Consider the following 10,012-nt stretch of genomic DNA (forward strand, 5'->3'; position numbering starts at 1 on the left):
GGCGCGGTGTGGGATCGGTCACCCGCAGCGGAGGATCGGGGGGCTGATGTTCCGGCGGTGCGCGGGTCGGACTACCCTGTTCGGGGATGTCTTGATGTCGAGACATCCGTTCGTGCCGGCCTCTGCCGACCCAGGGGCACCACCGATGGAAGGACGCAGCAGGGTGGACCTGTTCGAATACCAGGCTCGCGACATCTTCGAGAAGCACGGCGTGCCCGTGCTCGGCGGCGTCGTCGCGACGACGCCCGAAGAGGCTCGCGCAGGTGCAGAGAAGCTCGGCGGCGGGACCGTCGTCGTCAAGGCCCAGGTGAAGGTCGGTGGCCGCGGCAAGGCCGGCGGCGTCAAGCTGGCCCACTCCCCGGCGGAGGCCGAGGAGAAGGCCACCGAGATCCTCGGGATGGACATCAAGGGCCACACGGTCCACCGCGTGATGATCGCGCAGGGCGCCAAGATCGCCGAGGAGTTCTACTTCTCCGTGCTCCTGGACCGCGCGAACCGCAACTACCTCGCCATGTGCTCCGTCGAGGGCGGCATGGAGATCGAGCAGCTCGCCGTCGAGCGCCCCGAGGCGCTCGCCAAGGTCGCCGTCGACCCGATCGTGGGCATCGACGAGGCCAAGGCGCGCGAGATCGTCGACGCCGCGAACTTCGCCGAGGAGCTCAAGGCCCCCGTCGCCGACGTCATCCAGAAGCTCTGGACCGTCTTCACGGCCGAGGACGCCACCCTCGTCGAGGTCAACCCGCTGGTCCGCACCGAGGACGGCTCGATCGTCGCCCTCGACGGCAAGGTCACGCTGGACGACAACGCCTCCGAGGTGCGCCACCCCGACCACGAGGCGCTCGAGGACAAGGCCGCGGCGGACCCGCTGGAGGCCAAGGCCAAGGAGAACGGCCTCAACTACGTCAAGCTCGACGGCGAGGTCGGCATCATCGGCAACGGCGCGGGGCTCGTCATGAGCACGCTCGACGTCGTCGCGTACGCCGGCGAGGCGCACGGCGGGGTCAAGCCCGCCAACTTCCTCGACATCGGCGGCGGCGCCAACGCCACCGTCATGGCGAACGGCCTCGACGTCATCCTCAACGACCCGCAGGTCAAGAGCGTGTTCGTCAACGTCTTCGGCGGCATCACCGCCTGCGACGAGGTCGCCAAGGGCATCGTCGGCGCGCTGGAGATCCTCGGCGACGAGGCCAGCAAGCCGCTGGTCGTGCGCCTCGACGGCAACAACGTGGACCTCGGCCGCGCCATCCTGCGCGAGGCGAACCACCCGCTCGTCACCCTCGCCGAGACCATGGACGGCGGCGCCGACAAGGCCGCCGAGCTGGCCAACGCCTGACCCGCCGCCGGACCGCAGAGAGCAGAGACTAGAAGAGCCATGTCGATCTACCTCAACAAGGACTCGAAGATCATCGTCCAGGGCATCACCGGCGGGATGGGTGCCAAGCACACCGCCCTGATGCTCGACTCCGGCGCGCAGATCGTGGGCGGCGTCAACGCCCGCAAGGCCGGCACCACCGTGAGCCACAAGGACCACGCGGGCAACGACGTCACGCTCCCCGTCTTCGGCACCGTCAAGGAGGCCATGGCGGAGACCGGCGCGAACGTGTCGGTCCTGTTCGTGCCGCCGGCGTTCACCAAGGACGCGGCGATCGAGGCCGTCGACGCCGAGATGCCGCTGATCGTCGTCATCACCGAAGGTGTCCCGGTGCAGGACTCGGCCGAGGTCTTCGCCTACCTCCAGGGCAAGAAGACCCGCATGATCGGCCCGAACTGCCCCGGCGTCATCACGCCGGGCGAGTCGCTCGCCGGCATCACGCCGCACACCATCACGGGCAAGGGCCCGATCGGCCTCGTGTCGAAGTCGGGCACGCTGACCTACCAGATGATGTACGAGCTGAAGGACCTCGGGTTCTCGACCGCCATCGGCATCGGCGGCGACCCGGTCATCGGCACCACGCACATCGACGCGCTCGAGGCCTTCGAGAACGACCCGGAGACCAAGGCGATCGTCATGATCGGCGAGATCGGCGGCGACGCCGAGGAGCGTGCCGCGGCGTACATCGCCGAGCACGTCACCAAGCCGGTCGTCGGGTACGTCGCGGGCTTCACCGCCCCCGAGGGCAAGACCATGGGCCACGCCGGCGCCATCGTCTCCGGCTCGGCGGGCACCGCGCAGGCCAAGAAGGAGGCCCTCGAGGCCGTCGGCGTCAAGGTCGGCAAGACGCCGTCCGAGACCGCCGAGCTCATGCGGGAGATCCTGCAGGCGCTCTGACGACGCCGAGCACGCTGCGCGCGACGGCGCCCGTCCCTCCGGGGGCGGGCGCCGTCCGCGTGTCCGCGGGGTCCTGTGTGTCTGCGCGGTTCCGCCCGGCGCCCGGGTGACGATGGCCCCGTGAGCGCACCGTCCGGAACCCGATCCACCCGCACCGGCCGCACGGTCGAGGGCGGCGCCCCGGCCCGGCGCCCCGGCCGCGGGGGAGAGCGGTTCGCCGCGTCGACGTCCGGCGCCTGGGCCGCCCTGCAGGGGATCGTGCTGTCCGGCGCGGTCGTCGTGCTGCTCGCCGTGGTCGGCGTGCTCGGCGGCTCGCCCGACTCCGCCTGGACGGGCGCCGTCGGCGTCGCGACCGGGCTCTGGCTGCTGGGCCACGGCGTGCCGCTGGCCGCCGGGACCGGCGTGGTCACGCTCGTCCCGCTCGGGATCGGGGCCCTCGCGGTCTTCACGACGTACGTCTCGGTCAAGCGCTCGGCGCTGCCCACGCTCGCGGCCTGGGTCGGTGCGGCGACCGCCTATGCCGTGGTGACCTGTGCGCTCGCGATCGCCACCGCCGGCGTGGCCGGCGGGGACGGGCTGGCCGCGACCGGGCCGCGGCTCGCGCTGGCGGCGCTCGGCGGACTCGTCGTCGGGGGGACGGGCGCCGCGCTCGGGATCCTCGTGCCGCCGGACCGGCCCGTCGTCGTCGCGCCCGGCGGGCTCCTCGACCGCGCCGTGCCCGACGTCGTGCGGCTCGGGATGCAGGCGGGCACCGTCGCGCTGGTGGCGCTGGTGGGCCTCGGCGCCGCGCTCACGGGGGTGTGGGTGGTGGCCGGGCGCGCCACGTCGGAGGACGTGGTCACGGGCCTCGACCCCGGCTGGATCGGCGGCGTGGTGTTCGCGGTCGCGCAGCTCGCCCTGCTGCCCAACCTCGTGCTGTGGGCGACGGCGTGGATGGCGGGGCCCGGGTTCGCCGTCGGGCAGGAGACCCTGTTCGCCTCCGGCGGCACGACGACCGGTCCGCTGCCCGCCGTGCCCCTGCTGGGCGCGCTGCCGGGGCCGGACTGGTCGGGCACGGCGGCGACGGTGGCCGGCCCGCTGGCGGTCGTGGCCTGCGGGCTGCTCGCGGGGTGGTTCGCGTGGCGCCGGCTCGACCCGGAGCGGGTGCGCTGGCCCGACGTCGCGCAGGTGCTGCTGGGCGTGGTGCTGCTGGCCGGCGTCGTGACGGGGCTGCTGCAGTGGTGGGCCGGGGGAGCGGTCGGTGCCGGCCGCCTGGCGCAGGTCGGCGCGGACCCGTTGCTCGTCGGCGCGGTGGTGGCCGTCGAGGTCGGGGTCGGCGCCGCGGTGGTGCTGGTGGGCGCGTACCTGGACGTGGGGGCCCGGCTGCGGCGCGAGTAGGGGTCGCCGGTAGGGTGGGCGTCGTGCAGACCCCGTCCGGCCACCCCGTCGCGTCCACGTCGGCCCAGGGGACGGCCCAGGCCCGGCTCGTCGTCCTCGCCTCCGGCGGGGGATCCAACCTCGCGGCGCTGCTCGCGGCCCACGACGACGCCGCCTACGGGGCCCGCGTCGTCGGCGTGGTCTCCGACAAGCCGGACGCGGGCGCCCTCGACCTGGCCCGCGACGCCGGCGTGGCGTCCGTCGTCGTCTCCCCGCGGGACTTCGACGACCGCCCGGCCTGGAACGTCGGCATCGCCGAGGCGGTGGCCGTCTTCCGGCCGGACTACGTGGTGCTCGCGGGGTTCATGCGCATCCTCGCGCCGTCGTTCGTCGAGCGCTTCGCGGGGCGGGTCGTCAACACGCACCCCGCCCTGCTGCCGTCGTTCCCGGGCGCGCACGGCGTGCGCGACGCCCTCGCCTACGGGGTGAAGGTCACGGGGTGCACGGTCCACGTCGTGGACTCCGGCGTCGACACCGGCCCGATCCTCGCGCAGGCCACCGTGCCCGTGCTCGAGGCCGACGACGAGTCGGCGCTGCACGAGCGGATCAAGGTCGCCGAGCGCGCCCTCCTCGTGGAGACCGTGGGACGCGTCGCCCGCGAGGGCCTGCGCGTCGAGGGCCGCCGCGCGACCCTCGGCTGAGTCCCCTGCCCTTCGTCGGCTCGGTCCCTCGTCGGCTCAGCCCTTCGGCGCCTCGGCGCCGTCGTCGTCCGCCGGCGTGTCGTCGCGGGGTCCGAGGACCGTGACCACCTGGTAGGTCCCGCGGGGGACGTCGGCGTCTTCACGGGCCTTCGCGAGGTTCTCCTGGCTCCACCGGTCGATCAGCGAGGACAGCTCCTGCGCCATCTCGTCCGCCTCGTCCTTGGTGAGGAGGAGCGTGGTGAGCAGGAACTGCCGCCGGGCGGTGCCGTCGTCCCGTTCCTCGAACGAGAAGACGTCGGAGATCCAGCGCAGGGCCGGCCGCAGGATCGCCGTCCCGGCCGCGGGGGAGTTGGACCTGATCTGGAAGGTCTCCGCCACATTGGTCCACACCCGGTCGCGCTTGTCGCGCGCGTGCTCGGGCGCCTCGACGATGAGCCCGGCCTTGGCGAGCACGCGCAGGTGGAAGCTGACCGAGTTGGCGGGCTGCCCGATCGCCTCCGCGAGATCGGCGGCGCGCGCGTGCCCCACCACGGACAGCTGCATGAGGATCCGCTGACGGACCGGGTTCGCGATGGCGCGCAGCGCCTCGGGCTCGCTGATCTCCATGGTTTCCAGCACGGGGACGAGCCTAGCAAGATTCCCGCAACATCAGATGCGCAATAACTATTGCGCAACAAGAGTTGCGGGTCTAACGTCGTGCTCATGACCGAGACCCTGACGGCCGCAGCGCCGTCCACCGCGAGCGAGACCGTCACCGTCGACGCGACCGAGGCGCTCGCGCCCCTGCGCCGCAACCGGCCGTACATGCTGCTGATGACGGGTCTCACGACACAGTCCCTGGGCGGCAGCATCACCAAGTTCGCGGTGCCGCTCCTGGCGCTGCAGCTCACGGGCTCGCCGACCGCCGCGGGCGTGGTGGCGGCGGTGGGGCAGACCGGCGCGCTGCTCGCGGCGCTGCCTGCCGGCGTCGTCGCCGACCGCACGGACCGGCGCCGGCTGGTCGTCGTCGCCGCGAGCGTCGCGGCCCTGCTGTGGGCGACGGTCGTCGTCGCGGGGGTCGTCGGCGGGCTCACCGCGTGGCACCTCGCCGCTGTCCTCTTCGGCGCGGCGGTCGCCACGGCCTTCCTCGACCCGGCGATCAGCGGCGCGTTCCGCGCCGTCGTCCCGCAGCCGCAGCTGCCCACCGCCTACGCCGCCGCGCAGGGGCGCGACGCCGTCGCCGGGATGCTCGGGGGGCCGCTGGGCGGCGCGCTCTACGGCGTCGCGCACGTCGTGCCGATGGTCGGGGCCGTCGTGGGCCAGGCCGCCACGGCCGCCTGTGCCTTCTTCGTCCGGGAGCCCCTGGGCGGTGACGACGCCACGGCCCGCGCCACCCGACCGCTGGACTCCCTGAAGCAGGGCCTGCGCTTCGTGTGGGCCGTGCCGCTGTTCCGTGCCTGCATCGGGCTGTTCGTCATGGTCAACGTCGCGCTGGGCGGCATGATGATCGGCATCAGCCTCGAGCTCGCCGCGACCGGGACCTCGCCGGTGCTGATCGGCGTGTTCAACATGGTCGCCGCGGCGTCGATGCTGCTCGGTTCCCTGATCGCGCCGCGGCTCGTCGCGCGGCTGCGGCTCGGCGCCGTGACCGTCGTGTCCCTCGGGCTGCTGGTGGTCGCGTTCGTGGGCATGGCCCTGGTGCAGACCTACCTCGCGTACGTCGTCCTCATCGGCGTGGGCGTGCTGCTCGTCCCGGCGGTGAACGCCGCGATGGCGGGCTACACCGCGGCGATCACGCCGGGGGAGATGCAGGGGCGGCTGGCCTCGGTGCTCGGGCTCAGCGGGGTGGCCGCGATGCCGTTCGCGCCGCTGGTCGGCGGCAGCCTCCTCGGCGCGGGCGGCATCGGCGTGGTGCTGTGGACCCTCGTGGCGCTGCTCGCCGCCACCGTCGTCGGGCTGGCCCTGGTGCGGTCCCTGTGGCGGGTCGGCACCCCGGACGCCTGGGCCGACGACGCCCTCCCGATGCCCGCGGAGTGATCTCGCGACACGTCGGAGCCAGGGCGGGGTGGGTCCCGCCCTGGCTCCGACGCGTCGTGGGGGTCAGACGGCGGACCAGCCGCCGTCCGACGCGACGACCGCGCCGTTGAGGTTCACGGCGTCCGTCGACAGCAGGAACGTGATGGACGCGGCGAGCTGCTCCGCGGTCGCGATCCCGGGGATGTTGCCCATGAACCGGCCGAGGCGGGCGGCGCCGAACTCGGCCTGGCCCGGCACCTGGATGCCGGTGGCCACCCCTCCAGGCGCGACGGCGTTCACCTGCACGCCCGTGCCCGCGTACATCACGGCGGACGACTTGGTGAGGCCGACGACGGCGTGCTTGGACGCCGTGTACGCGGCGCCCGCGGCGGACCCGCGCAGCCCCGCCTCGGAGGCGACGTTGACGATCCGGCCGCGGCCGGCGGCGAGCATGCCGGGCAGCACGGCGCGCATGAGGCGCATGGTGCCGTCCACGTTCACGCGCATCACGCGCTCCCACATCGCGTCGGTGAGCTCGTGCACCGCGCCCATGTCGTCCATGATCCCGGCGACGTTGGCGAGGGCGTCGACCCGGTCGCCGGCGGCGCGGACGATCTCCTCGACGGACTCGGGCGAGGTGATGTCGCCGGCGACGGGGACGACCTCTGCGCCCCCGAGGGACGTGGCGAGCTCGTCCAGCTTCTCCTTCGCGAGGTCGACGGCGACGACGCGCCCGCCCTCGCGCGCCACGCGCGACGCGACGGCCCGGCCGATGCCGGACGCGGCGCCCGTGACGACCACCGTCTGGCCGGCGAAGCGGCCGGGGGTGACCTGCTCGGCCCAGGGGGCGGGCGCGCCGGTCGTCCCGGGGTCGTCGGAGCCGGCGGCGTCGTCGGGCGCCTGCTCGCGGTAGGCGGCGACGAGGCCGTCGACCATCTCCGCGGGGAACTGGCCGTTCGACAGGGTGACGAGCTGCTCGAGCGGCAGGCTGCGGGCCGGGGCGAGAGCCTCGGCGGACGCGCCGGCCTGCTCCAGGACGGCGCCGAGGATGCGGCCTCCGACCGGGTGGTCGAGCCACTCGCCGACGGTCGAGGATGCGGTCAGGGCCATGGTGCTCTCCTTGCTGGCGGTTCCCTCGCGGGCTGGTGCGTCGCCTCTCGACGACCTAACCGGACAACACTGTCCGGTTGCTAGTGTATTCCGGTGCCCACCGTCCCGAGCAAGTCCGGCCCGCCCGCCCGGAGCAACCCCGGCCCCGCGGCGGCCGCGCGCAACCGCGCCGCCCTCCTCGAAGCCGCGCACACGGTCTTCGCCGAGTCCGGCACGGCGGCGCCCCTGAGCTCCGTCGCGCGCCTGGCGGGGGTCGGGCAGGGGAGCCTCTACCGGCACTTCCCGGACCGCGTCGCCCTCGTGGCCGCCGTCGTCGAGGAGAACGTCGCCGCCGTCGAGGAACTCGCCGCCGACGGCGCGGCCGCCCTCCCGGACGTGCTCGGCCTGCTCACGACGCACGCCGTCGAGTCCGTCGGGGTCGTCGACCTCCTCGTCGAGGGGCGGCCGCAGCGGCTGGCGGAGCTGCGCGACCGCGTGGAGCGGGTCCTCGCCGACCGGCTGGGCCCGGCGCTCGAGGCCGGCGACGTCCCCGCCGGCACCACCGTGGCCGACGTCATGCTCGGCGTCGAGCTCGTGGCGGGCGCGCTCACCCGCCGCCCGCCGGCCGAGCGGCCCGGCCTGGCGACCCACGCGTGGCGGCTGCTGGGGTACGTCGTGCGGCTGCCCGCCGGGCGCGGAGTTCGGTAGACTCGCCGCGGCCGTGACTGGCGAGGGTGGGTCACCACCGGGGAGCGGCCGCCCCCAGATCGACCCGCTGTGCGCGCCGCCCGCCTGGGTGCCAGGGTCTTCGAGAGACGACTTTCGAGGAGACCTTCATGTCCGGCGCACCGTCCGACTCCCACGTCACCGCCCCTGACGTCCAGCTCGCCGACGACGCCCAGCGTCCCGTCCGGCGCGCGCTGCTGAGCGTCTACGACAAGACCGGCCTGGTCGAGCTGGCCACCGCCCTGCACGCGGCCGGCGTCGAGCTCGTCTCGACCGGCTCCACCGCCGGGAAGATCGCCGATGCCGGCATCCCCGTCACGCGCGTCGAGGAGCTCACGGGCTTCCCCGAGTGCCTCGAGGGCCGCGTCAAGACGCTGCACCCGCGCGTGCACGCCGGCATCCTGGCCGACACCCGCAAGGCCGACCACCTCGCCCAGCTCGCCGACCTCGGCATCGAGACGTTCGAGCTGGTCGTCGTGAACCTCTACCCGTTCGCGGCCACGGTCGCGTCGGGCGCCGGCCCCGACGAGGTCGTCGAGCAGATCGACATCGGCGGCCCGTCCATGGTGCGTGCGGCGGCCAAGAACCACCCGAGCGTCGCGGTCGTCGTCGACCCGGCCCGCTACGAGGACGTCGTCGCGGCCGTGCAGGGCGGCGGCTTCACGTTCGCGCAGCGCAAGCGCCTCGCCGCCGCCGCGTTCGCGCACACCGCGCAGTACGACGTCGCGGTCTCCTCCTGGTTCGCGAGCGCCTACGCTCCCGACGAGGTCGCGCTCGAGTCCCACATGCCCGACGTCGCGGGCGCCACGTTCGAGCGCGCCGCCGTGCTGCGCTACGGCGAGAACCCGCACCAGCGCGCCGCCCTCTTCACGCGGACGGACGGGTCCACCGGCCTCGCCCAGGCCGCGCAGCTGCACGGCAAGGCGATGAGCTACAACAACTACGTCGACGCCGACGCGGCGTGGCGCGCCGCGCACGACCACGAGGGCCCGGCCGTCGCGATCATCAAGCACGCCAACCCCTGCGGCATCGCCGTCGGCGACGACGTCGCGCAGGCGCACGCCCGCGCGCACGCCACCGACCCGGTCTCCGCGTACGGCGGCGTCATCGCGGCCAACCGCGTCATCACCCGGGCCGCGGCCGAGGGGATCGCGCCGGTCTTCACCGAGGTCGTCGTGGCCCCCGGGTTCGAGCCCGAGGCGCTCGAGATCCTGCAGAAGAAGAAGAACGTGCGCCTGCTCGTCGTCGACACCCCGCCGCGCGCCGTGGCCGAGAACCGCCCGATCTCCGGCGGCATGCTCGTCCAGGAGGTCGACCGGTTCCAGGCCGAGGGCGACGACCCCGCCGCCTGGACCCTCGCCGCCGGCGAGGCGGCCGACGAGGCCACGCTGGCCGACCTCGCCTTCGCGTGGAAGGCCGTGCGCGCCGCGAAGTCGAACGCCATCCTGCTCGCCGCGGACGGCGCCGCCGTCGGCATCGGCATGGGCCAGGTCAACCGCGTCGACTCCTGCCGCCTGTCGGTCGAGCGGGCCAACACCCTCGCCGAGGGCGAGTCCGGCCCGGTGGAGCGGGCGCGCGGCTCCGTCGCCGCCTCCGACGCGTTCTTCCCGTTCGCCGACGGCCTGCAGGTGCTGCTCGACGCCGGCGTGCGCGCCGTCGTCCAGCCGGGCGGGTCCATCCGCGACGCCGAGGTGATCGAGGCCGCCCAGGCCGCCGGCGTGACGATGTACCTCACCGGCACGCGCCACTTCGCGCACTGACCGGAGCCCGACCCGGAGCCTGACCCCCGCAGCATCGAGCGTGGGGGGGGGTTTAAGCGACCATGCGGGGGGGGGTGGAAACCACCCCCCCCGAGGGGGCGGGGGCGGGGGGGGCC

At 74.3% G+C, this 10,012-nt stretch carries 9 protein-coding genes; 7 read left to right on the plus strand and 2 right to left on the minus strand.

The annotated features are described in order from the left end of the window. The first annotated feature begins 163 nt into the window (after positions 1 to 163). From sucC to purN, 4 genes are all read left to right on the plus strand, one after another. Entirely contained in the window at positions 164 to 1,333 is a 1,170-nt protein-coding gene (gene sucC, locus ACFU5J_RS06090) for an ADP-forming succinate--CoA ligase subunit beta (protein ID WP_430574695.1), read from the plus strand. Positions 1,334 to 1,372: 39 nt separating this feature from the next. After that, positions 1,373 to 2,269, plus strand: coding sequence for a succinate--CoA ligase subunit alpha (sucD, locus tag ACFU5J_RS06095; protein WP_430578121.1), 897 nt, complete (start codon positions 1,373 to 1,375; stop codon positions 2,267 to 2,269). A gap of 120 nt (positions 2,270 to 2,389) precedes the next feature. Next, positions 2,390 to 3,646 (plus strand): DUF6350 family protein, encoded by a 1,257-nt coding sequence (locus tag ACFU5J_RS06100; RefSeq protein WP_430578122.1) that lies wholly within the window; start codon positions 2,390 to 2,392, stop codon positions 3,644 to 3,646. 23 nt (positions 3,647 to 3,669) lie between these two features. Further along, positions 3,670 to 4,326: a phosphoribosylglycinamide formyltransferase gene (gene purN, locus ACFU5J_RS06105; protein ID WP_430578123.1), complete on the plus strand. Its 657-nt coding sequence runs from the start codon at positions 3,670 to 3,672 to the stop codon at positions 4,324 to 4,326. Positions 4,327 to 4,362: 36 nt separating this feature from the next. On the opposite strand, the gene ACFU5J_RS06110 is transcribed toward purN, so the two are convergent. After that, positions 4,363 to 4,944 (minus strand): ArsR/SmtB family transcription factor, encoded by a 582-nt coding sequence (locus ACFU5J_RS06110; RefSeq protein ID WP_430574699.1) that lies wholly within the window; start codon positions 4,942 to 4,944, stop codon positions 4,363 to 4,365. 84 nt (positions 4,945 to 5,028) lie between these two features. Between ACFU5J_RS06110 and ACFU5J_RS06115 the strand changes: the two genes are divergently transcribed. Further along, a complete protein-coding gene (locus ACFU5J_RS06115; protein ID WP_430578124.1) occupies positions 5,029 to 6,342 on the plus strand; it encodes an MFS transporter in 1,314 nt (437 codons plus the stop codon). 63 nt (positions 6,343 to 6,405) lie between these two features. Here the strand turns inward: ACFU5J_RS06115 and ACFU5J_RS06120 are convergent, their stop codons facing one another. Next, complete coding sequence (locus ACFU5J_RS06120) at positions 6,406 to 7,431, minus strand: SDR family NAD(P)-dependent oxidoreductase (protein WP_430574701.1); 1,026 nt, start codon at positions 7,429 to 7,431, stop codon at positions 6,406 to 6,408. A gap of 93 nt (positions 7,432 to 7,524) precedes the next feature. Between ACFU5J_RS06120 and ACFU5J_RS06125 the strand changes: the two genes are divergently transcribed. Both ACFU5J_RS06125 and purH read left to right on the plus strand, forming a co-directional pair. After that, a complete protein-coding gene (locus ACFU5J_RS06125; protein ID WP_430574702.1) occupies positions 7,525 to 8,118 on the plus strand; it encodes a TetR/AcrR family transcriptional regulator in 594 nt (197 codons plus the stop codon). Between the two features lie 128 nt (positions 8,119 to 8,246). Next, a complete protein-coding gene (gene purH / locus ACFU5J_RS06130; RefSeq protein ID WP_430578125.1) occupies positions 8,247 to 9,896 on the plus strand; it encodes a bifunctional phosphoribosylaminoimidazolecarboxamide formyltransferase/IMP cyclohydrolase in 1,650 nt (549 codons plus the stop codon). The last annotated feature ends 116 nt before the right edge of the window (positions 9,897 to 10,012 follow it).

It is taken from the genome of Isoptericola sp. NPDC057559, assembly GCF_042801555.1.
In the GTDB taxonomy this organism is placed as follows: Bacteria; Actinomycetota; Actinomycetes; order Actinomycetales; family Cellulomonadaceae; genus Isoptericola.

Excerpts from the sequence above, each read along its gene's own strand:
- sucD (WP_430578121.1), top strand. The coding sequence starts at position 1,373 with ATGTCGATCTACCTCAACAAGGACTCGAAGATCATCGTCCAGGGCATC.
- ACFU5J_RS06115 (WP_430578124.1), top strand. The coding sequence starts at position 5,029 with ATGACCGAGACCCTGACGGCCGCAGCGCCGTCCACCGCGAGCGAGACC.
- ACFU5J_RS06120 (WP_430574701.1), bottom strand. The coding sequence starts at position 7,431 with ATGGCCCTGACCGCATCCTCGACCGTCGGCGAGTGGCTCGACCACCCG.
- purH (WP_430578125.1), top strand. The coding sequence starts at position 8,247 with ATGTCCGGCGCACCGTCCGACTCCCACGTCACCGCCCCTGACGTCCAG.